Annotated in this window: 21 protein-coding genes and 1 pseudogene; 15 read left to right on the top strand and 7 right to left on the bottom strand. The window is 62.3% G+C overall.

Translation table 11 applies throughout. The features are described 5' to 3' along the window. Positions 1-75 precede the first annotated feature (75 nt). The 3 genes from EA473_RS18030 (at position 76) to EA473_RS18020 (ending at position 3,014) form a co-directional block, all read left to right on the top strand. Positions 76-876 (top strand): endonuclease V, encoded by an 801-nt coding sequence (locus EA473_RS18030; protein WP_124197037.1) that lies wholly within the window; start codon positions 76-78, stop codon positions 874-876. A gap of 163 nt (positions 877-1,039) precedes the next feature. Continuing rightward, positions 1,040-1,981 carry a DMT family transporter gene (locus EA473_RS18025; protein WP_124197036.1) on the top strand — a complete coding sequence of 314 codons (942 nt, stop codon included), beginning with the start codon at positions 1,040-1,042 and terminating at the stop codon, positions 1,979-1,981. 211 nt (positions 1,982-2,192) lie between these two features. After that, on the top strand, positions 2,193-3,014 hold the full coding sequence (locus tag EA473_RS18020) for a LolA family protein (protein WP_124197035.1): 822 nt from the start codon (positions 2,193-2,195) through the stop codon (positions 3,012-3,014). 72 nt (positions 3,015-3,086) lie between these two features. Here EA473_RS18020 and EA473_RS18015 read toward each other — a convergent pair whose 3' ends face one another. From EA473_RS18015 to EA473_RS18005, 3 genes are all read right to left on the bottom strand, one after another. Then, positions 3,087-4,007: a mechanosensitive ion channel family protein gene (locus EA473_RS18015; RefSeq protein ID WP_124197034.1), complete on the bottom strand. Its 921-nt coding sequence runs from the start codon at positions 4,005-4,007 to the stop codon at positions 3,087-3,089. Next, on the bottom strand, positions 4,004-4,252 hold the full coding sequence (locus EA473_RS18010; RefSeq protein ID WP_124197033.1) for a YhbY family RNA-binding protein: 249 nt from the start codon (positions 4,250-4,252) through the stop codon (positions 4,004-4,006). Before EA473_RS18010 ends, EA473_RS18015 begins: the two co-directional genes overlap by 4 nt. Positions 4,253-4,321: 69 nt before the next feature. Continuing rightward, positions 4,322-4,600 (bottom strand): ribonuclease P protein component 4, encoded by a 279-nt coding sequence (locus tag EA473_RS18005; RefSeq protein WP_124197032.1) that lies wholly within the window; start codon positions 4,598-4,600, stop codon positions 4,322-4,324. A 258-nt stretch (positions 4,601-4,858) separates the two neighbouring features. On the opposite strand from EA473_RS18005, the gene EA473_RS18000 reads away from it, so the two are divergent. The 3 genes and pseudogenes from EA473_RS18000 to EA473_RS23265 form a co-directional block, all read left to right on the top strand. Next, positions 4,859-6,622: an ABC transporter substrate-binding protein gene (locus EA473_RS18000; RefSeq protein ID WP_124197031.1), complete on the top strand. Its 1,764-nt coding sequence runs from the start codon at positions 4,859-4,861 to the stop codon at positions 6,620-6,622. Next, entirely contained in the window at positions 6,622-7,461 is an 840-nt protein-coding gene (locus EA473_RS17995; RefSeq protein WP_124197030.1) for a phosphatase PAP2 family protein, read from the top strand. The genes EA473_RS18000 and EA473_RS17995 overlap by 1 nt, the downstream gene beginning before the upstream one ends. Before the next feature lie 345 nt (positions 7,462-7,806). Continuing rightward, positions 7,807-8,403 (top strand): annotated as a pseudogene (locus EA473_RS23265) (class I SAM-dependent methyltransferase); the annotation flags it as partial. Between the two features lie 815 nt (positions 8,404-9,218). Here the strand turns inward: EA473_RS23265 and EA473_RS17985 are convergent. After that, positions 9,219-10,997 (bottom strand): PAS domain-containing sensor histidine kinase, encoded by a 1,779-nt coding sequence (locus EA473_RS17985; RefSeq protein WP_124197028.1) that lies wholly within the window; start codon positions 10,995-10,997, stop codon positions 9,219-9,221. A 211-nt stretch (positions 10,998-11,208) separates the two neighbouring features. Here EA473_RS17985 and EA473_RS17980 point away from each other — a divergent pair, with 211 nt between their 5' ends. After that, positions 11,209-11,691: an Lrp/AsnC family transcriptional regulator gene (locus EA473_RS17980; protein WP_124197027.1), complete on the top strand. Its 483-nt coding sequence runs from the start codon at positions 11,209-11,211 to the stop codon at positions 11,689-11,691. Beyond that, positions 11,684-12,016 carry a HalOD1 output domain-containing protein gene (locus EA473_RS17975; protein ID WP_124197026.1) on the top strand — a complete coding sequence of 111 codons (333 nt, stop codon included), beginning with the start codon at positions 11,684-11,686 and terminating at the stop codon, positions 12,014-12,016. Before EA473_RS17980 ends, EA473_RS17975 begins: the two co-directional genes overlap by 8 nt. Positions 12,017-12,129: 113 nt before the next feature. On the opposite strand, the gene EA473_RS17970 is transcribed toward EA473_RS17975, so the two are convergent. Continuing rightward, positions 12,130-12,597 (bottom strand): MGMT family protein, encoded by a 468-nt coding sequence (locus EA473_RS17970; RefSeq protein ID WP_124197025.1) that lies wholly within the window; start codon positions 12,595-12,597, stop codon positions 12,130-12,132. A 92-nt stretch (positions 12,598-12,689) separates the two neighbouring features. Here EA473_RS17970 and trpC point away from each other — a divergent pair, with 92 nt between their 5' ends. Genes trpC through EA473_RS17950 form a run of 4 tightly spaced genes read left to right on the top strand, consistent with a single transcriptional unit; the run spans position 12,690 to position 16,521 of the window. Then, positions 12,690-13,514, top strand: coding sequence for an indole-3-glycerol phosphate synthase (gene trpC / locus EA473_RS17965; RefSeq protein ID WP_124197024.1), 825 nt, complete (start codon positions 12,690-12,692; stop codon positions 13,512-13,514). Then, on the top strand, positions 13,511-14,782 hold the full coding sequence (gene trpB, locus EA473_RS17960) for a tryptophan synthase subunit beta (protein ID WP_124197023.1): 1,272 nt from the start codon (positions 13,511-13,513) through the stop codon (positions 14,780-14,782). Before trpC ends, trpB begins: the two co-directional genes overlap by 4 nt. Beyond that, positions 14,779-15,699, top strand: coding sequence for a tryptophan synthase subunit alpha (gene trpA, locus EA473_RS17955; protein ID WP_124197022.1), 921 nt, complete (start codon positions 14,779-14,781; stop codon positions 15,697-15,699). Before trpB ends, trpA begins: the two co-directional genes overlap by 4 nt. 24 nt (positions 15,700-15,723) lie before the next feature. Next, a complete protein-coding gene (locus EA473_RS17950; RefSeq protein WP_124197021.1) occupies positions 15,724-16,521 on the top strand; it encodes a 2-amino-3,7-dideoxy-D-threo-hept-6-ulosonate synthase in 798 nt (265 codons plus the stop codon). Positions 16,522-16,595: 74 nt separating this feature from the next. On the opposite strand, the gene EA473_RS17945 is transcribed toward EA473_RS17950, so the two are convergent. Further along, positions 16,596-17,585, bottom strand: coding sequence for a phosphorylase family protein (locus tag EA473_RS17945; protein ID WP_124197020.1), 990 nt, complete (start codon positions 17,583-17,585; stop codon positions 16,596-16,598). Between the two features lie 59 nt (positions 17,586-17,644). Here EA473_RS17945 and EA473_RS17940 point away from each other — a divergent pair, with 59 nt between their 5' ends. Both EA473_RS17940 and EA473_RS17935 read left to right on the top strand, forming a co-directional pair. After that, positions 17,645-18,232, top strand: coding sequence for a SprT family zinc-dependent metalloprotease (locus tag EA473_RS17940; RefSeq protein WP_124197019.1), 588 nt, complete (start codon positions 17,645-17,647; stop codon positions 18,230-18,232). A 108-nt stretch (positions 18,233-18,340) separates the two neighbouring features. Beyond that, entirely contained in the window at positions 18,341-18,883 is a 543-nt protein-coding gene (locus EA473_RS17935; protein WP_124197018.1) for a hypothetical protein, read from the top strand. A 153-nt stretch (positions 18,884-19,036) separates the two neighbouring features. Here EA473_RS17935 and EA473_RS17930 read toward each other — a convergent pair whose 3' ends face one another. Continuing rightward, positions 19,037-19,591, bottom strand: coding sequence for a GMP synthase subunit A (locus EA473_RS17930; RefSeq protein ID WP_124197017.1), 555 nt, complete (start codon positions 19,589-19,591; stop codon positions 19,037-19,039). Positions 19,592-19,763: 172 nt separating this feature from the next. Here EA473_RS17930 and EA473_RS22405 point away from each other — a divergent pair, with 172 nt between their 5' ends. Beyond that, positions 19,764-19,901, top strand: coding sequence for a hypothetical protein (locus tag EA473_RS22405; RefSeq protein WP_165875322.1), 138 nt, complete (start codon positions 19,764-19,766; stop codon positions 19,899-19,901). Positions 19,902-19,916 lie beyond the last annotated feature (15 nt).

Raw genomic sequence — 19,916 nt, 5'->3', positions numbered from 1 at the left:
GACCCATGATTCCGAGTTTACCCCCGTAGATACCATACGACTGATTTTCGTCGCGCTCCAATCGGGACACGACCGATGACTCCGCCCCCACCGCCCCGCCCCGACCTCGCGCCCGACGCCCATCTCGAGCGCGCGGAGATGGAGGCCATGCAACGCGAAATCGCCGCAGCCGCCGTCTTCGAGGACGACTTCTCGTTCGACCCCGCCACCCTCGGAAACCCACTCGGAACGGCCTCGAGCGGGACCGAAACGCCGCTCGTCGCGGGCGTCGACCAGTCGTTTCTCACGAACGAGGCCGGCGACCAGGACCGCGCCCTGAGCGCCGTCGTCGCGATGCGAGGCGGCGAAGTGATCGAACGCGTCCACGCCGTGACGTCCCTCGAGATCCCCTACGTTCCGGGACTGCTCGCGTTCCGGGAGGGTGGGCCAATCCTCGCGGCGCTCGAGGAACTGTCCTGTGATCCGGACCTCCTGCTGTTCGACGGCAGCGGCCGCATCCACTTTCGGCAGGCCGGAATCGCGACCCACGTCGGCGTCGTTCTGGACGTCCCGAGCGTCGGCGTCGCGAAGAGTTTGCTCTGCGGGGAGCCTCGAGGCGACACGGAGAACCTGTCGCCGGGGACCCACGTCCCCATCGAGGCGAACTCGCGGGTCGATGCCGACGAGGGGACCCTGCTCGGTTACGCCGTCCAGACGAGACAGTACGACTCGCCGGATCGGTCGATCAATCCCCTCTACGTCAGCCCCGGCCACCGCGTCGGTCCGGAGACCGCCGCCGACGCGGCCGCAGCCCTCGCCACGACGTACAAACTCCCCGAACCCGTTCGACTGGCTGATTCGTACGCCGACGAGGCGAAGCGAGAGTACACCAGGTGAGCGGGTCATCCGAATTCCGTCTCCGCTCGAGGCTCGTCGCGGCGGATCGTAACCTCGATACTCGCGGACTACGAGGTGGGCCTGTGTACGACTTCGACGCTGCCAGTCCGACCGCGAGCCGGAAGCAACTCCAGCCCGAATCACGGTACCCTGGATCCGACTGATGTCGATCCCGGCAGTCATCCGCTCCTCGAGATCGACGGCGATGGTTTCGGCGTACCTGTTCGCTCTCGCCCCCCTCGCAGCGGCGACGCTGTGGGGTGGACTCTACGTCGTGAGCATGTGGGGGTTCGACGCCGTACCGCCGATGACGCTCGCGTTCCTGCGAGTCGTCGTGGGAGCGACGGCGTTGCTCGTCGTCGTTCGGCTGCTGTATCCTCGCCGTCGGTTCGACCGTCGCGATCTCCTCGCGTTCACCGGCCTCGGCGGCGTCCTCGCGGCGTCGATGGCGACGCAGTTTCTCGGGACCGCGCTCACGACCGCGAGCCAGGGCTCGCTCATCACCGTCCTGACGCCGGTGTTTACGATCCTCCTCGGCGTCACCCTCCTCGGAGAGCGACTCACGCCCCGTCTCGGTATCGGGATCGCCCTCGCAACCGTGGGAACGATCGTCGTCGTCTCTGGACAGTACGACCTCGCCGAACTCGCCGGCGTCGCCACGACGGGCATCGTCTTGCTGTTGCTCGCGAGCGTGACCTGGGCGCTCTACACCGTCTGGGGGAAACCGCTGATCGACCGGTACTCCGCGCTCGAGGCGACGACCTACTCCTGTGTGGCGGCGGTGCCGATGCTCGCGGCGCTGGTTCCGCTCGAGGTAGCGATCACGGACGCGTCGATCCGGGCGATCGAACCGACGCTAGGCGTCGTCGGCGCGGTCCTCTACCTCGGCCTCTTCGGAACCGCGGCGGCGTGGTACCTCTGGTACAAGGGAATGGAGTACGTCGACGCAAGCGTCATCTCCGCGTTCTTTTTCGCCCAGCCGATCGTCGGCGGCCTGCTCGGAGCGACGATACTCGGTGAATCACTCGGCACCCGGTTCGTCCTCGGTGGGATCGTGATGGCCGTCGGCGTCTTTCTCGTCTCGAACGACGGGCAAGGATCGTGAGCCCCTCGAGCGACCGGGACGTATCGCCCCGGGATGACACTGTCTCGACGCGACGCCACTACGAAGGTCCGGGTTGTCGTGTAACGTGGAATAATCCAGCAGTGACGGCTTCATCCGCAGGGCTACAGCCGTGGGCTTTCGCCTGTTCTTTCTGTAATACCGCTGTCCAGCGATGAAAAAACTTACCACGATTCTTTCGAGAGGTTCACCAATGGGCCGAAGTCACTCCGTAGCCGTGCTCTGTATTCTCGCCGTCGTCTTGCTCCTTGGCGGATGCAGCGTCCCCGGCGAACCCCTTGGCGACGGTTCCACCGAGGATCCAGACGCCAACCTGGACCACGAGCCGGACCCTGAAGCGGTGTTCGAGGCTGCGTTCGTCCACAGCGACGATCTAGAGGACGTCTCCGGCGTGCGGACGACGACAGCGACGGACGGGACAGAGACCGCGGCGGAAGTCATCAGGGTTCACGAACGACCGTACGTCGACTATCGAAGCGAGGTCCTCGAGTCCCCGACCGCCACGGATGGAACGATCTACGTCTCCAACGCCACCACGACGTGGTGGTACGACGCGGAATCGAACTCGGCGAGTTACTACGAGGCGGACGAACCGTACGGAAACGAGGACGTTCGCGCCGCGCGTGCCGAACAGGCCGAACGGCAACTCGAGATGTACGATCTCGAGTATCGCGGCACGGAGACGATCGCGAACCGTGACGCGCACGTCCTCGAGGTCGAGGCCAGAGACGAAGTCGTCGAAGACGGCATTTCGTTGCTGGTGGGTGAGACGGAGTTCGTCTACGCCCTCGAGACCGTCGACCCGGCCGACGAACTCGCTGTCCACCAGCAGACGATCTGGATCGACGCCGAGTACGCATATCCACTGAAAGAGGAACTCGTCGTCGAACGACCCGACGGGGACCGACACACCCTGACCGAACGGTTCGACGAGGTGACGTTTAACGCCGGCGTCGACGACGAGACGTTCGCCTTCGATCCGCCCGAAGACGCGGAGGTCGAAGACGTCTCCTGACGATCTGTGGCCCGAAAATCCGACCGATTTCCGTCTCGAAATCCCGTGACGGTTCCGAAACCCACGGAGTGACTACTCGGCTGCCGACGAGAGATCGGGCCGTTGCTCGAGTGCCAGCCCTCCCTCGAGAGTGCGGACGGGGTAGGGGATGTCGATACCCTCCTCGTCGAAGCGCTCTTTGACTGCGGTGACGTACTCGCCCTTGATTCGGACGAAATCTGCGCGGGAAGGGTTTTCGATCCAGAACCGCGACTGCAGCCCCACGTCGGAGTTGCCGAGTTCCGTTAGCCGAACGGACGGTGCGGGATCGACCGCGATATCCGGATGATCCTCGGCTTCCGCGACGATGATCTCGGTGGCCCGCTCGATGTCGTCGTCGTAGCCGATACCGAAGACGAACTTCAACCGGAGCGCGTCGGCGTCGACGGGGTTTTTCAAGACGTTCTCGGTGAGCGCCGAGTTTGGGACGGTCAACAGTTCGTTGTCGAACGTTCGCACCCGGGTCACCCGGAGGCTGATGTCTTCGACGACGCCAGCGTGGTCGTCCCACTCGATCCAGTCGCCGATCTTGAACGGGCGGTCGATGTAAATGAACACGCCCGCGACGAAGTTCCTGATGACGTTTTGCATCGCCAGCCCGACCGCCAGCGCCCCGGCGGCGGCGATACCGGCGAGCGAGACGAGGAAGTTCCCGAAGTCCGCCGCCCCGAACGCCGTCGCAAGCGCGACGAACACGATACCGAACTTCGCGATCTTCATCAGCGGTCTGCGGGCGTGGCGGTCGAGGTCGCGCCGATCGAACGCGCGGGTGAGCACCGGAAGCACGACCAGCCGACCTATCACGTAGACGACGAGAAACGCGACGACGAACAGAAGCAGGCGCTCGAGCGCAGCGGCGGCGGTCGCGTCGCCGATCGCCTCGGCGAGTACTTCGCCGACGACGCCCGTATCGGCACCCGGCCCAGCCTCGAGAACGATTGCGGCGACGCTCATCGGTAGAAGACTGCCGTGTGCCCTCGAGTCTCGACGAGGTCCGCACCGACTCTGTCGGCCAGATCCGCAGCCTTCTCCTCCGTCGATTCGCCGGCGCGGGCGGCTCGGAGTAACTTCACCTTGACCAGGTCCCGGTTCGATAGCTGGTCGTCGAGTTCGTCGACGACCGATTCGATCCCGCTTTTGCCGACCCAGACGGTCACGTCGAGGTCGTGTGCGCGCCGTTTCCGTTCCTCGTGGTCCATAACCCCGAATAAGGGAGGCGACTGATTTGAATCTTCTCGAATCGGAACGGCGACGGTCTCCGGTCGCTGTCACTGCTCGTAGGGGTACCTCGCGTGGGATCCGCAGTCGCAGGTGATAACGACGTGTCCGTCCTGTAATCTGACGCGGGCGTTCGTTCCCGGCCGAAGGTAGGCATCACAGGAATCGCAGGTGAACCGACGGAACGATCGGGGCAACGTCAACCGATTTCGTTCGGCCACCCGGCGCGCGAGTCGCACGTAGTATCTGGCCCGGTCGTCCTCGCCGTCGGCTGCCGCTGCTCGAGCCAGATCGTGTAGCCGGTCGATCCGTTCGGCGGCGACGTCCATAGGTGACGTTTCGGCGGTTTGCGTATTGATGTTGCGTTCTGTGGATCCGCCGGTCGAGCACTCGCGACCTCGTGTCGAGATCTCGATCCCCAGACCGGGTTAGTGGTTTCTTATACCCGGTCGGGACCACAATACTATTATGCACACCTCGGGGAGAGAGAAGCAAGTGACCATGAACCGCCGGCCTTCCAGGGGCGTCTCCACGCCATCAGCGAAACCCTGTTATAGCGACACTGGCGAACGTTCCACCGACGCCGGATGACCGATCCCCCTCCGAACAGCGATTCTGCTCGCGGTTTCAGCCGACGAGCGATGCTGGCGAGTGTAGCGGGAGCGACCGTCGCGACCAGTGGTTGCGTTCGCCAGGTCAGAAGTACCGTAAACCGGGACGGGATCGACCAGCTCTCACTGACGATCACCACCGTTCCCGCCGACGCCGACAGGGAGAGTATTCAGCTCGCACGGGCGCTCCGCGATGCGTTCGAGGCGGCCGGCATGGACGTCTCGATCGAGATGCAGGCGCCGGAGGAGTTCCACCGAACGGTGTTGATCAACCACGACTTCGACGTCTACGTCGCCAGACACCCCGGCGGTGTCGATCCGGACTATCTCTACGAAACGTTACACTCACGGTACGTCGACGAAGCCGGCTGGCAGAACCCCTTCGGGTTCGCGAACCTGGCCGTCGACGAGTTCCTGGAGAGCCAGCGAGCCGCTGCCGACGACGACCGGGCAGAAGCCGTAACGGAGACGCTCGAAGCCCTCGCACTCGAGCAACCGTTCGTTCCGATCTGTGTTCCCGAAGAGTACCGCCTCGCCCGGACCGATCGGTTCGACGGCTGGGAAGACGACCGCATCCCGACTCGACTGGGATATCTGGGCCTCGAGACGGGCGAAACCGTCCGAACGCTTCGGCTCGTCCACACGGACGCCCGGCTCTCGGAGAACCTCAATCCGCTCTCGGTCGAGTACCGCGACGACGGGACGGTCACGGATCTGCTGTACGACTCGCTCGCGGTGGAACGACCGGAACACGGCGAGTTAGAGCCGTGGCTCGCCGACGGCTGGGCGTGGGAAAACGAAACGCTGACCGTCGAACTCCGCGACGGACTGACGTTTCACGACGGCGAGTCGCTCACCGCGGCCGACGTCGCGTTCACCTACCGGTTTCTGGCCGATACGACGCTCGGTGACGCCGACGTTCCGGCACCGTCACCGCGGTTTCGCGGACAGGCCGCTGCGGTCGACGGGATCGACGTGGTCGACGACCGCCGGCTCGAACTCGCGTTCTCGATCGGCGAACCGGCGGCCGAGCGGGCGCTTTCGGTCCCGATCCTTCCGGAACACGTCTGGCGTCCGCGGGCGGAACGAGCGACTGTCAGCGGCGTTCGCACCGCGGACGGGACGACCGAGGCGCTCGTCACCGACAACGTCCCGCCGATCGGGAGCGGCCCGTTCGAATTCGCCGACCTGGTCGAACGGGACTCGGTCACGCTCGAGCGCTTCGACGAGCACGTCACGCGCCGACCCGACGTCGACCTCCCCGAGCCGACCGTCGAACGGATCTCGATCGCGATCGATCCGCGGAGTACGTCGGCGATCCAGCTCGTGAGCGCGAACGACGCCGACGTCACGAACCGGCCGCTCGAGAGCTACGTGGTCGACGACGTCCTCGAGTCGGTTCCCGAGGACGTTCGGGTGCTCCAGTCCCCGTCGCGGCGCTTCTATCACCTCGGATTCAACGCGCGAAAGGCACCGTTTAGCAATCCACGCTTCCGTCGCACCGTCGCGAGGCTGGTCGACAAACAGTGGCTCGTCGAGGACGTATTCGACGGCCACGCCAGACCGGCCGCGACGCCGGTGGTCGAGGAGTGGACTCCGGAATCGCTCGAGTGGAACGGCGACGATCCAGAGACGCCGTTTCTCGGAACGGACGGCGACGTCGACACCGCCGCCGCGAAGGCCGCCTTCGAGGACGCTGGCTTTCGGTACGACGGTGACAGGCTTCAGGTGAGACGCTGATGTTGATGCAGGTACTCACCCAGCTGGTGATCGTCGTCTCCCTGCTGATGATCGTCTCGATCGGTGCTTTCGTCGGGCGATACCGGCTGCGGGATACGCGAACGGAGTGGCGGAGGCGGGTTCGAGAGGCTGCACCGATCACGCTTCTCCTCGCGCTCGTTTTACTCGGTAACAGCGTCGCGAGACAGACCGTCCCGGAACTCTCCTGGATGATCGGCTGGAACCTCACGTGGCCTATCTACGACCTCGAGGGTCAGTTCATCCTCTGGCTGCAATCGTACGCGACGCCGTCAGTGACGGCGTACTTCTCGTTCGTCTACATCTACGGCTACGTCTTCTTGCTCGTGTTTCCGATCGTCGCCTACTTCGCGCTCTCGAATACGAGACCGCTTCGGGAGCTGCTGACGGCGTACACGTTGAACTACGCCCTCGGTCTCGTCCTCTACGTCTTCGTCATCGCGTACGGCCCACGAAACCTCATGCCCGAACTGGTCGACGCGCTGTTGTACGATACGTACCCACAGTACCAGCACCTCACCAGACAGGTCAACCGCAACACGAACGTTTTCCCGTCGTTACACACCTCGCTGGCCGCCACGGCCGGGTTCCTCGCCTTCCGCACGCGAGGCGTCTATCCGAAATGGTTCGTCGTCGCGACGGTGCTCGCGCTCTCGGTCGCAGTTTCGACGATGTATCTGGGCATCCACTGGTTGATCGACGTTCTCGCCGGTATCGTTCTCGCATACGTCAGCGTCACACTGGCCGGCCACCTCGTCGGTCGGTGGTCGCTCTCGAGTCGACTCGCGGGGCGCGTCCCGTACGTGTCAGATAACACGTGACCGGTGAGCGGGCGGAATATGAACCACAGGACGTCACTGCACACCTGATCGTACGAGGAGAACGCGGTTCGGAGCGTGCGCGGTTCGGAGCGAGTGAAACGAGCGAGAACCGCGGACTGGCGAGCGGGGAACGCAGTGACCCGTGAGCTGTTCGATCGGTGTGGGAATAGTTCCAGTTGCTACTATAGCCACGGGAAGAGCGTGCCACAGATCACTACTCGCATCTGTCCAGTAACAGATACAGGGTACATCTCGCGCAGTCGTATCGGCGACTCCGAACCGGTTGAACACATCCTGTTCTGAAAAGTGGAAATTTATCGCACCAGAACCTATGGGGTAGGTGAAATGGACGAATCACCAGAACAGTTCCGATTGACCGAGAAATCAGCCTCGGATTTCGATCCCAACTTCGGGAACGCAGCGACGGATTACGAACGGTACCGTGCCACGTACCCATCCGAGTTATTCAGTCGACTGAATGCCGTTGGGGTCGGAACAGAGAATCAACGAGTCCTCGACCTCGGTACCGGAACCGGATTTCTTGCTCGGGAACTACGCCAGCGTGGGAGTAGCGTCATCGGCGTCGACCTCGAGAGGGAGTTGCTCGCTGTGGCTCGTCGTGCAAGTAGAGAAGGGACTGATAATGTAGAGTACATCTGGGCGAGGGCTGAACAGACACCGGTTCGAGAGAACAGCGTCGATGTCGTGACTGCGGGCCAGTGTTGGCACTGGTTCGATCGTGACCTCGTGTATTCCGAAGTGCAACGCGTTTTGACGTCCGGCGGCACAGTCGTCATTACGCATTTTGATTGGCTACCGAGGAGCGGGAACGTCGTTGATGAAACGGAACAGTTGATCCTCGATTGGAATTCCGAATGGCCGGGTGCAGGTGGAACCGGTTTCTATCCCGAGTGGACGCGAAATCTATCCGAGGCCGGGTTTCGAAATATTGAGACATTCTCGTTCGAGACTACCGTCGAGTATTCACACGACGCGTGGCGTGGGCGCATTCGAGCGAGTGCTGGAGTCGGCGGATCGTTATCTGAGGAAGAGATCCGGAAGTTCGATGAGCAACTCGCCGACCACCTGAAATCGTCGTTTCCCGACGAACCGCTCGAAGTCCCTCACCGATCGTTCACCGTCATCTGTACGGCCCCATGAGTGTTGAGTTCGCGTCCCTACCGCCGGGCTGGTGGTTCGCTTGCGCTAACTACCAACTTGATTTCTGAGCAGCAGTAAAGAGTGATATCCCGCGAACGGCTGTCAGTCAGACATTCCACAATTCCGGGGCCTTTCTCACTCGTCTGTAGTGACTGGTTAGAGCGTCGTAAGCCGGTTCGTGCAACCAAGAGAAGAAAACAACCGGGATCAGTCCTGGGACGGACTAACGTAGCGTTTCATCCCTTCCAAAGTAACAGATGCCAGTCATGTTGGAATCGGCATGCAAGAGGTAGAGGATGGGTGCAGTAACCCAACGTCGTTTCTTCCAAGCTACTTGTGATGAATTGGCTGCCAACAGACCTGCGAACCTATAGTAGCCACTGGAAGTCAATGCACACCTGATCGCACGACGAGAGCGCGGTTCGGAGTGAGTGTAACGAACGAGAACCGCGATATGGCGAACGGGGAACGCAGTGACCGGTGAGCTGTGCGATCAGTGTGTAAATAGTTCCAGTTGTTACTATAACGTGACTGCATTTATCAGTTGATTGGGATGACGAGGGCTGTGCTGACTACACAGAATATCGATCATTGTGCTATTGGTTCTGGCGACTTCCAAAGGTTATCTCAAACCGGGCTCCGCCGGCCTCGCTTTCTGTAACAGTTATCTCCCAGCCATGCGCCTCAGTGATTCGTCTGATGATATCGAGCCCAAATCCTGCTTCTTTGGTATTCGAGGTATAGGCCGGTTCGAAGACTTTTTTACGGTCTTCCTGTGGAATACCGGCCCCATCGTCGGCGACGTAAAACCCGCGATCCAGATCGCCGATCGTCACTGTTACGTCGGCACCACCGTGTTCGATCGCATTCCGGATCAGATTTTCCAGCAGCCGTTTCAACTGGCCGGGATCTGCTTGGATCGACTGGTCACAGTCGGTGACCAGTTGTGCGTCGGGGGTCTTTACGTTCTTCCAACACTCGTTAGCAATCTCTTCTAGATTGATGAATTCCGTATCGGAGATAGCCTGCTCCTGCTGGGCTACCGTGAGTAAGTCATCAATCAGTTCGAAAGCGCGATTTAAACCCCTGCGTGCGTCATCGAGATGTTCGATCTCCTGCGTTTGTTGGGCCAGTTGGATGCGGGCTTGAGCGACGTTCAGCGGATTTCGGAGATCGTGTGACAAAATATTAGCGAACTTTCGAAGTCGTTCGTTCTGGCGTTGTAACTCCTGTTGTCGCCGTTTCCGATCCGTAATCTCGGTAATGAACCCCTCGAGCGCTTCAACACGGTCATCATCGGGGTAGACACCCTGTCCACGTTCCCAGACCCACTTCGTCTCGCCTGCCTTGGTGAGGATTCGGTACTCGATTTCGTACGATTCCTGTTCATCGAGTGCGGTCTGTACAGCGGTCCATACTTCGCCTCGGTCATCTGGATGGATCAGGTGCGTTCCAAAGTGACCCTCATCCTGTGAAAACGTGTCCGGAGAATAGCCGGTAAGTTCCTCAACCTCACCTTTAACGTACTCCATCGGCCAGCCCTGGTCGTTTTTGCACCGATACACGATCCCGGGTAGGTTATCGACGAGTGTTGCCAATCGCCGCTCACGGGTTCGTTGCTCGGTGACATCGCGAACAACACCGACAGTCCCCCGAAACCCGTCATCGGACGAACGCAGTGCAAGGTGTGCTTCGACCAATCGTGGAGGCGCATTTGTTGGCCGGATCTCTGTTTCGTATCGCACCTCCTCACAGTCGTTCTCGGAGGAGAGCATGGTTCGAACGCTTTCGAGGTACCACTCGATGATCGTTTCGTCAAAGACGCCGGCCTCGACGAACGTCGTGAACGGTTGCCCGTGTATCTCGTCGATAGTCATCCCGAGAAGCGATGCTACACTCTGGTTAGCGAGTTCAATGGTGCCGTCTTCGTCGAGAATAAACACCCCGTCGGGGACGGCCTCGACAGCGGTCCGATACCGACGGAGCGTCTGTTGCGTTTCAACGGTATGAATCGCCTGCGCCGTGTCATCGACGGGTTTGTCGAGCATCTCGCGCTCGTTGTCGTCCCACTGCTCGGTGCTCTCTAAGATGTCTGTAACAAGCGGGTCTGGCCGGTACCGAACTGTTTCAGCACGAGGATCGAATTCCACGAGGTTTGCATCCTCTAAGGTAGGCAATATCACATGATGCAGTTGGACACGTACCTCTTCTTGATCTTGGTCTTCAGAATAGTGGGAATCGATATATTTGATAAGTTCGTCGTAGGAGGCGACTCCGTCGGTCGTCTCCTCTTCCAAGCACCAGATAGTTTCTCGGTTCTGTTGGTCGGCCAAGATTCGAAGAGCTGTTTCGAGCGCGACTTCTTGAGATGTCATCGTTCTCCCGCGGGCCACGAGCCGTTCATTGGATTGTAATGAATGATTATACAACCCAGCTTAATGTTTTCGCAGAAATTCACCGCCAATAACCCAAGATTAGGACCTCTATTTGCGAAATTAGCAACAATTATTATCTAACCAGACTATTAAGCAGATGTATTTGGAAAAATAACGAAAACAGGATGTAGGTGGCTTTCATAGGGTTGATATGGAGTTGGATGAAGTCGACCAAGGCATCCTCTATCTGCTCCAGCGAGATGCCCGTCGACTCACAACGCAAGAAATGGGGGAACAAGTCGGCGTCGCAGCCAGTACGATCCGCAATCGGATCGAGAAACTGGAAGAGGCAGGCATTATCCGGGGATATTATCCCGATGTCGATTACGACAAGGCTGGCCTCCAGCTCTACGTCGAAATGATTTGTAGTGCGCCTAACCCGAAACGAGAGCAACTCGCGAAGGAGGCACGCAGCGTCGAGGGGGTAATCGCTATCAGAGAAGTTCTCAACGGAGAGGAAAATATTCAGATCGACGCCGTTGGAACGGACTCGGATAACGTCGCTCGTATCGCCGACGAACTCAGCAAGATCGGGTTGAAGGTGGTTAACACGAAGATCATTAAGGACACGTTCACCCAGCCATTCAATCACTTCGGCCAACACGTCGTTACTGAGGGTGAACCTGATGGATGACGCGTTTGACCCACCCGTGTCCGTTCAATACGATCCAGAGACGGAGACGTATCGAGGACGCTTCGACAGCAACGTCGTCACTCCCTCCACCGCAGTCAGCAGAGTCGTCGCTTCTCTTTCCGGGGAAGATGTAACCGACCTTCCCCCGCTGTACGACTTCATCGATCCGGATGCCCTCGATACACTCTGTACTAAGCGAACGAGGAGCCACCGGAAGGGTGACTGCGCTGTCGAATTTACGTATCACGGTCACCGGGTGCGCCTCGAGAGTTATGGAATACTGAAAATTGAACACCTTGGTTCAGACGCCCACAACACAAAATGAGAAAGCACTGACAGCAACTCTGATCAAATAGTTGAATCGGGGGAAACCTACGGTCAGGCTGACACGCTCGTATCGACGTGACTGGGCATCGATGCTCGCCTGTAGAGTGTGGCTTACAGCTCTTCGATCGATCGAAGCTTCTGTTCGACGGCAGGCGGAGCCGCACTCGGGCCGTCCCGTACCCGGTGGTCGGGTATCACGAGCGGTGCCGGGTTGGCGTCGAGTGCCGTTCGCACCAGAATGCGGTCGTCGTCGTCGTCCGGATCGAGTTCCGGCGTCATCCGAGCCAGCGTTTCGACTGTCACCTGATCCCCGTACGGAATCCCCCGAACCCGCTCGAGGACGGCTCGCTGTCCGGTCGGAACCGTCAGTGCGACCTGCACGTCGTCGAACGAGACCCGCTCGAGTCCGTCGAGGTACTCGAAGATCGTCTCGAGGACCGGGTGTTCTGCCGTCGCGTCCGTTGCTGGCGTTTCGGGAAAGGAGACGCTGATAACCCGACCGCTTGCCGCGCCAATCTGTACGTACCGGTCGAGATACGAGGATTCTCGGGCGTATATTCCGGCGTCGGCGTCGTCCATACGTAGTGATTGGCCGGGCGGGCCTTGAATATTCGCCGTCCCGTCTCGATGGCGCAAGGTTTTTGTACACATGAGTACGTCGATGTACAATAATGAACTCTAGAACTGATCTCGCTCCCGCGGTGGAGTCGATACTTGCGGCTGCGCGAGAGCGAGCGGACGAGACCTCCGATCGGTCGCCCCTCTCGGTCGACGCGCGCCCGCTCTCCGGGGCGATAAGGCGAGCGGAAGCCGACGGGCGGGTTCCGGTGATCGCCGAGGTGAAACCGACGAGTCCGACGGCGGAGGGAAGCCGGGAAGACGATCCGGTCGAACTGGCCGAGGCGATGGTCGACGGCGGCGCGACGGCAATCTCGGTTCTCACCGAGCCCACCCACTTCGGCGGTTCACCGGAGGCGTTGACGCGGATCCGCAACGCCGTCGACGTGCCCGTCCTCCGCAAGGATTTCGTTCTCGATGAGTCCGGGCTGGACGTCGTCGAAGCAGACCTCGTCCTGGTGATCGTCCGGTTCGTCGACGACCTCGAGGGCCTCATTGAGGCTGCCAAGAGACGGGGATTCCAGCCGCTGGTCGAAGTCCACGACCCGGAGGAACTCGAGGTGGCACTCGATGCGGGTGCGGAGATCATCGGGGTGAACAATCGGGACCTGGCACGACTCGAGGTCGATCTCGAAACGTTCGAACTGGTGGCCCCCGAAGCCCCCGACGACGTCACGCTGATCGCCGAAAGCGGCGTCTCGACGCCGGCGGACGTCCGCCGAATGCGTGAGGCCGGGGCCGACGCCTTGCTGGTCGGGAGCGCGATCATGGACCACGGCGAGGGTGAGACGGACGTCGGCGAGAACACGCGGCGACTGACTCGAGCCGGGACGCAACTGGACGAACGCGAGAACGACGACCGATCCACCGAGATATGAGCACGATCGATTCAGACCACGACGGGGAGGAAAGACGCGACAGTACGAGCACGTTCGGGGACTACGGCGGGCAGTACGTCCCCGAAGCGCTGATGCCGGCGGTCCAGGAACTCGAGGACGCCTACGAGCGGTACGTCCTCGAGAACGAAGACGGCTTCATGGACGAGTTTCGCCGGCGAATGCGGGAGTTCGGCGGCCGGCCGACCCCGCTTCAGCGCGCGGATCGGCTGAGCGACCGGTACGATCGCGACATCTACCTCAAACGGGAAGACCTGGTTCACGGCGGCGCGCACAAACTGAACAACGCGCTCGGACAGGTCCTGCTCGCGAAGTACATGGGGAAAGAGCGCATCGTCGCCGAAACCGGGGCCGGACAGCACGGTACCGCGACCGCGATGGCCGCGGCCCATCTCGAGATGCCGTGTGAGATCTACATGGGACGGACCGACATCAACCGGCAGCGACCGAACGTCTACCGGATGCGGATGAACGGGGCCGAGGTGAACCCCGTCGACGCCGGCAGCGGGACACTGAAGGAGGCGATCAACGAGACGATGCGCGACTGGGCGACGACCGTCGAGACGACCCACTACGTGATCGGCTCGATCGTTGGCCCCCACCCGTTCCCGAAGATGGTCCGGGACTTCCAGGCCGTTATCGGTCAGGAGGCCCGCGATCAGGTCCGGGAAGCGACCGGTCGCCTCCCCGACAGCGTCGTCGCCTGTGCGGGCGGCGGCTCGAACACGATGGGAACGTTCCACGCGTTCGTCCCCGACGAGTCTGTCGCGCTCTACGCCGTCGAGGCCGGCGGATCGAGCCTCGAGATCGACGCTGACGCGGGTCTCGCGCCCAACTCGGCGACGCTCTCGACGGGGACGGACGGCGTCCTCCACGGTGCGATGACGCGACTCCTCCAGAGCGACGAGGGTCAGATCATGGAGTCTCACAGCGTCAGCGCGGGGCTCGACTACGCCGGGGTCGGCCCCGAACTGGCTCACCTCGTCGAGAGCGGCCGGGTTACCCCCGTCACCGTCGACGACGACGCCGCACTCGAGGCGTTCCATCGACTCTCCGAACTCGAGGGCGTCATTCCGGCACTCGAGTCCAGTCACGCCCTCGGCTATCTCGAGCACCATCACGAGGACCTCGGTGACCTCGTCGTCGTCAACGTCTCCGGACGAGGGGACAAGGACCTCGAAACAGTTCTCGAGGAGACGGAGAAACGCGACCTCGAGGCCGCTCCGGACGTGGAGGTGTTCGACGGATGAGCCGCGAGCCGCAAGTCGGAGGCGACGACGGCCGGGTCCAAGCGAGCGGAACCAAGTCGGACGGTGGCTCCGACAGCGACGTCGAGTCGGCCATCCGCCAAAATCGTCCGGCGCTTATCACCTACATCACCGCAGGCGATCCTTCGCTCGAGGCGACCGGCGAGTACGTCGAGGCGCTGGATCGAGGCGGTGCGGACCTGATCGAGCTCGGGCTTCCGTTCTCCGAGCCGATCGCGGAGGGGCCGACGATCCAGGCGGCGATCAACCGCTCGCTCGAGGCAGGGACGACGCCCGCTGCCTTCTTCGACCTCGTCGACGGGCTGGACACCGACGCGCCGATTCTGGTGATGACCTACTACAACATGATCCTGCAGTTCGGCCCCGAGGCCGACGTTCGACCGTTCGTCGAGCGCGCGGCCGACGTCGGTCTCTCGGGGATCATCGTGCCCGACCTCCCCGCGGAGGAAGCCGGTCCGCTCCGGGCCGCCTGTGACGAACACGGGCTCGATCTCGTCTTCATCGTCGCGCCGACGACCGAGGGCGAGCGGCTGGATCGAATCATGTCTCGAGTTACTGGCTTCGCGTACGTGCAAGCGAGACTCGGGACGACGGGTGCACGCGCCGACGTCTCGACGGCCACCCACGACGGCCTGGCTCGACTCACCGAGTACGACGTCCCGAAAGCGGTCGGATTCGGGGTTAGCGAAGGTGACCACGCCGCCGAAATCGTCGAAGCCGGCGCGGACGGCGTCATCGTCGGGAGCGCGCTCGTCGATATCGTCGCCGACCACGGAGCCGACGGAGATGCACCCGCAGCGGCCGACCTCGAGGCGAAAGCGCGCGAACTCAAGGCGGGTGCGCGGCGCGGCACGACGGACGACCGGGCGGAAGACACGCCGGAACCAGAACAGCCATAACTGCAAGCTTGTTACACACTCGCAATGAACTCCACAGGAACGCAGGCACGACTCGAGCGGATCGGTACAGACGGAGCACACCTCATCGTCCCGATGGACCACGGCATCACGATGGGTGCCGTCCAGGGGCTCAAAGAGATCGAATCGACTATCGACGCCATCACGCGTGGCGGCGCGGACGCGGTTCTCACGCAGAAGGGAGTCGCACCGCGCGTCCACGAGAACAAAAACGGGAAGGGTTACATCGTCCACCTCAACGGCTCGACGACGATCGGGCCGGACGAGAACGACAAACGCCTGACCGGGACCGTCGAGGAAGCAATCCGGGCCGGTGCGGACGCCGTCTCCTTTCACATCAACGTCGGCTCCGATCACGAACCCGATCAGATCAGCCAGCTCGCGGAGATCACCGACGAAGCGGGCCGGTTTGGAATTCCGGTACTGGCGATGGCCTACGCCCGCGGCCCCGGCATCGATCCCGAGGATCCACAGGCGCTCGGTCACGCGGTCCGGCTCGCGGAGGAACTCGGTGCAGACGTCGTCAAAACCGGCTACAGCGGCGACGCGGACAGTTTTCAGCACGTCGTCGAGTCGACCCGTCTCCCGGTCGTCATCGCCGGCGGCTCACGGGGAACGGATCGCGAGACGATCGAGATGGTCCGGGGCGTGATGGACGCCGGCGGGTCGGGCGTCTCGATGGGCCGGTCGATCTTCCAGCACGAGGACCCGAAAGCGATCACCCGGGCGGTCGCCGGCGTGATCCACGACGACCTCGAAGTCGACGAAGCGCTCGGGAACGCCGGGCTGGCACTCGAGGCCTGATACGTAGGCTGCGATCGGTCAGCGCCGTGTGAGCCTCTCTACGGTCTCACGACACATCGGTCTCGCAATCCGTCTTAGGACTGTAGTCCAAGTGGATCGTCCGTTACGAGCGTGTCGACGACTCCGGAGCCGACGCGGGCAGCGTTCTCTATCGCGAGCGCGAGACTCGCGTCGTTTCCGTCGAAGCTCTCCTCGACCGACTCCCCCGGCGACGGTCGGTCGTAGTTCGAGACCGCTCGGACGCTGAGATACCGATCGAGGCAATCGAATCGGTCGAGCGCCGTCGCCGTCGCCGCGTCCTCCATCTGCGTGGTGACGTAGGGGCCGACACCGTACCGTTCACAGAGGTATTCGACCTCGCGGGCGTAGCCGGCACCGTGCCAGAACTCGTCGCCGCAGACGGTGGTTCCGGCACCGACGATCGGCCCGGTTTCCGGCGCGTTCGGGTACCGACACTGGTACTCGAGCGTTTCGTCGTTTTCGACCAGCGAAACCGCCCGGGCACCGCGGAGGCCGGTTTCGAGGACTCGATCGTCCAGCTGGTGGACGTAATCGCGTGGCCGATACGAGAGCAGATCTATCGATCGGGGTTCCGCGTTCGTATCCGCGCTCCGGTCCTCCCCGTCTGCGTCGGTCCCGCGGTCCCAGCGGTGTTTTCGGTCCCAGTCGACGACGGCGTCGGCGAGGATGACAGAGCCCAACGCGGTCGTTTGGGGAGAAGAACCGGCGATACCACAGGAGACGACGTACGCCGACTCGAGGTCGATCGCCGAATTCGCGAGCAGCGCCGCGACGGTCGTCGCCGCGTCGCTCTTGCCGATTCCGGTGGTCGTGATCGCGACCCCGTCCGTGGTGAGATACAGCGACGTGTCGGTACCCGGAACGGCGTAGACGTCCTCGAGTTCGACCCGCTCGAGCCACGGACGGCGTTCGTCGAGGGGAGCCTCGGCGGCCGCCGGAAGGACGAGCGCTGTCGGCCGGACTGGATCGGCCGGATCGAGCGGGCGCGTCGCCGGCCGGTCGTCTCCCGCCGACTCGTCGTCGGTACGGCGGTCGTCGTTCATGCACGTCCCTCGTCGGGAAAACGGAAAGCATTTCGGACCGTGCGTTCCTCTGACAGGCCGTGACGGACGGGAAACGATTGACGGTCGACGACGAGATCCTCGCACGGGCGCGGATTCACGCCCGCGAGGTCCTCGACGAGTACGACCTCGACGAGTACGACCTCGACGTCGACCTCGACGCCCTCGAGTGGGAGACGTCGGCGCGGGCCAAGCGCCGGGCCGGTGCGTGTCGATGGAACAGTCGTCGGGAAATCGCGACCATCGTCCTCACTCGCCGAGCGTACGAGTGCTACGACTGGGAGGAGTTTTCGGCCGTCGTCAGACACGAACTCGTCCACGCCTGGGAGTTTCAGCAGTTCGGCGAGTCGGGCCACGGTCCCCGATTTCACGAACGCGCTGCGGCGCTCGATGCTCCTCGGCACTGCCGGTCGTTCACGGAACCCCGGTATCGTCTCCGGTGTCTCGAGGCCGACTGCGAGTGGACGGCGACGCGTCACCGCGCCTCGAAGCCGGTGACGTCGCCCGGTCGGTACCGGTGTGGGTCCTGTGGCGGATCGTACGAGGTCGAACACACCGAAAGCGGCCGGTCGTGGACGTCAGGAAGCGGGTACGGCGGTGCGAAGTCGGCGCTCGGCGAGGAGTGGTAGTTCCCCCGGACCGCTCGAGAGTCGAGGCGAACGGTCGGCCGATCTTCGCTTCGTCGCACGCGGAATGGCCGCGGAACACTTATTCGGCTCAACGGGCCTGTTTCACCCATGGGAATACTCGATCTGATGCTGGGGAAGTCGGGCCCCGGCGAGCAGGGGGTCGAAGGCCAGTCGTACACGCTCCCGAAGGAAACCCACGAGTTCGTCTACCCCGTCGCAGTGAGACGCGAGGAACTCGAGGCGTTCGACGCGTTGCTGGAGGCCGAGGCCGACGCGCCGTCGTTCGCGGAGGACGTCGACGAGGTACAGGAGGCGCTCGATGCGGTCCTCGAGGACCACGAAATCGACGCCGAAGAACTCGCGAACGAACGCCGCCGGCCGCGGCGAGTGGCCGAACCGGTGATCGATCACTGGCTCGATAAGTTCGGAGACGGTGCGGATATCGGCGTGGTCTACGCGCTTCCCGGAACGCGTCCGGCGCTCGTCTCGTTCGTCGGACTCTGTCGCCGCCGCGATCAGGACGTCGACGACCCGTTCGAACTCCCCGAGTCCGTTTCGCGCGTAACGTCGTTGCTCGCCCGCCTCGAGGAGGCAACCGGCAGCCAGTACCGGGCCGTCGTCCACACGGATCTTCTGGCAGCCAGCGAGTGACGAACGTCGAACTCCGGTCCTTCTCCGGACGCACCGTTTCACCGACCACGATGGGACAATCGGACCGATTCACCCGGAATCGTACAGCTGTCGTTCGATCAGGCGTGAGTGATTTTCAGCGGCTACTGTAGCGAGAGGAGGATGAGTGTCGGGCTACCGTGACTGACAAATCTCGAGGAAGTTCTCGAATATCTCGTCCCCTTCTTCGGTGTGGGCGACCTCCGGGTGCCACTGCACGCCGTAGAGGTCTCGATTCGTATCGCTCATCGCCTCAACGTCACAGACGTCGCTTGTGGCGGTCAGTTCGAACCCGTCGGGGAGTTCTTTGACCTCGTCGGCGTGGCTCGCCCAGACTCTGGTTTCCGGGTGAAGCGTTCCGGTCAACGGATCGGCCTCGTCGACGATGTCGACGGTGACGTCGGCGTAGCCGCCGTAGTCGCCGCTCCCGACGCGACCACCCAGTTCCTCGGCGATCAGTTGCATGCCGAGACAGATCCCCAGTACGGGGACGCCGGCCTCGAGGTACTCCACTGACTTTCCGATGCGGTCCATATCCGGCCCCCCCGAGAGAACGACCCCGTCGGCGTCGACGTCTTCGGGTGGCGTCTCGTTGTCGATCAACTCCGTTTCGACGCCGAGGTCCCGAAGCGCCCGCCGCTCCAGGTGCGTGAACTGTCCGTGGTTGTCCACCACGACGATTTTCGTCATTGGCGGCCCTAGCCAGTCGTCCGGTAAAAGCGGTCCGAAAATCGATCTCGAGTCGGCCGTCGGGAGTCTCCCGGGATCGCCACTTCAATCGGCCACGAACGGGAACCGTCCTATCCGGGCATCGTCGTGGCCGTCCGGTACGTTTATGCCGTCACCGGCGGAGTCGTTTCGTATGCCAGTCGATCTCAGTGAGTTCGGTCATCCGTCGTGGATCACCGCCGCCGGAACGGGAGTCGGATATCTGCTGATCCTCGCGGTGTTGACGCTTGCGCTGTTCGTCGTTCCGTGGCTCGTCTTCGCGTCGTTATAAACAGAGAAACAGAGA

The sequence above is a fragment of the Natrarchaeobius chitinivorans genome, assembly GCF_003841505.1.
Classification (GTDB): domain Archaea; phylum Halobacteriota; class Halobacteria; order Halobacteriales; family Natrialbaceae; genus Natrarchaeobius; species Natrarchaeobius chitinivorans.
Note: the sequence above shows the minus strand (reverse complement) of the source record. Positions and strands in the feature narration are given on the sequence as shown.

Bases quoted from the DNA above. Each gene is read 5' to 3' on its own strand.
- EA473_RS18030 (WP_124197037.1), top strand. From the start codon at position 76: ATGACTCCGCCCCCACCGCCCCGCCCCGACCTCGCGCCCGACGCCCAT.
- EA473_RS18025 (WP_124197036.1), top strand. From the start codon at position 1,040: ATGTCGATCCCGGCAGTCATCCGCTCCTCGAGATCGACGGCGATGGTT.
- EA473_RS18020 (WP_124197035.1), top strand. From the start codon at position 2,193: ATGGGCCGAAGTCACTCCGTAGCCGTGCTCTGTATTCTCGCCGTCGTC.
- EA473_RS18015 (WP_124197034.1), bottom strand. From the start codon at position 4,007: ATGAGCGTCGCCGCAATCGTTCTCGAGGCTGGGCCGGGTGCCGATACG.
- EA473_RS18010 (WP_124197033.1), bottom strand. From the start codon at position 4,252: ATGGACCACGAGGAACGGAAACGGCGCGCACACGACCTCGACGTGACC.
- EA473_RS18005 (WP_124197032.1), bottom strand. From the start codon at position 4,600: ATGGACGTCGCCGCCGAACGGATCGACCGGCTACACGATCTGGCTCGA.
- EA473_RS18000 (WP_124197031.1), top strand. From the start codon at position 4,859: ATGACCGATCCCCCTCCGAACAGCGATTCTGCTCGCGGTTTCAGCCGA.
- EA473_RS17995 (WP_124197030.1), top strand. From the start codon at position 6,622: ATGTTGATGCAGGTACTCACCCAGCTGGTGATCGTCGTCTCCCTGCTG.
- EA473_RS17985 (WP_124197028.1), bottom strand. From the start codon at position 10,997: ATGACATCTCAAGAAGTCGCGCTCGAAACAGCTCTTCGAATCTTGGCC.
- EA473_RS17980 (WP_124197027.1), top strand. From the start codon at position 11,209: ATGGAGTTGGATGAAGTCGACCAAGGCATCCTCTATCTGCTCCAGCGA.
- EA473_RS17975 (WP_124197026.1), top strand. From the start codon at position 11,684: ATGGATGACGCGTTTGACCCACCCGTGTCCGTTCAATACGATCCAGAG.
- EA473_RS17970 (WP_124197025.1), bottom strand. From the start codon at position 12,597: ATGGACGACGCCGACGCCGGAATATACGCCCGAGAATCCTCGTATCTC.
- trpC (WP_124197024.1), top strand. From the start codon at position 12,690: ATGAACTCTAGAACTGATCTCGCTCCCGCGGTGGAGTCGATACTTGCG.
- trpB (WP_124197023.1), top strand. From the start codon at position 13,511: ATGAGCACGATCGATTCAGACCACGACGGGGAGGAAAGACGCGACAGT.
- trpA (WP_124197022.1), top strand. From the start codon at position 14,779: ATGAGCCGCGAGCCGCAAGTCGGAGGCGACGACGGCCGGGTCCAAGCG.
- EA473_RS17950 (WP_124197021.1), top strand. From the start codon at position 15,724: ATGAACTCCACAGGAACGCAGGCACGACTCGAGCGGATCGGTACAGAC.
- EA473_RS17945 (WP_124197020.1), bottom strand. From the start codon at position 17,585: ATGAACGACGACCGCCGTACCGACGACGAGTCGGCGGGAGACGACCGG.
- EA473_RS17935 (WP_124197018.1), top strand. From the start codon at position 18,341: ATGGGAATACTCGATCTGATGCTGGGGAAGTCGGGCCCCGGCGAGCAG.
- EA473_RS17930 (WP_124197017.1), bottom strand. From the start codon at position 19,591: ATGACGAAAATCGTCGTGGTGGACAACCACGGACAGTTCACGCACCTG.
- EA473_RS22405 (WP_165875322.1), top strand. From the start codon at position 19,764: ATGCCAGTCGATCTCAGTGAGTTCGGTCATCCGTCGTGGATCACCGCC.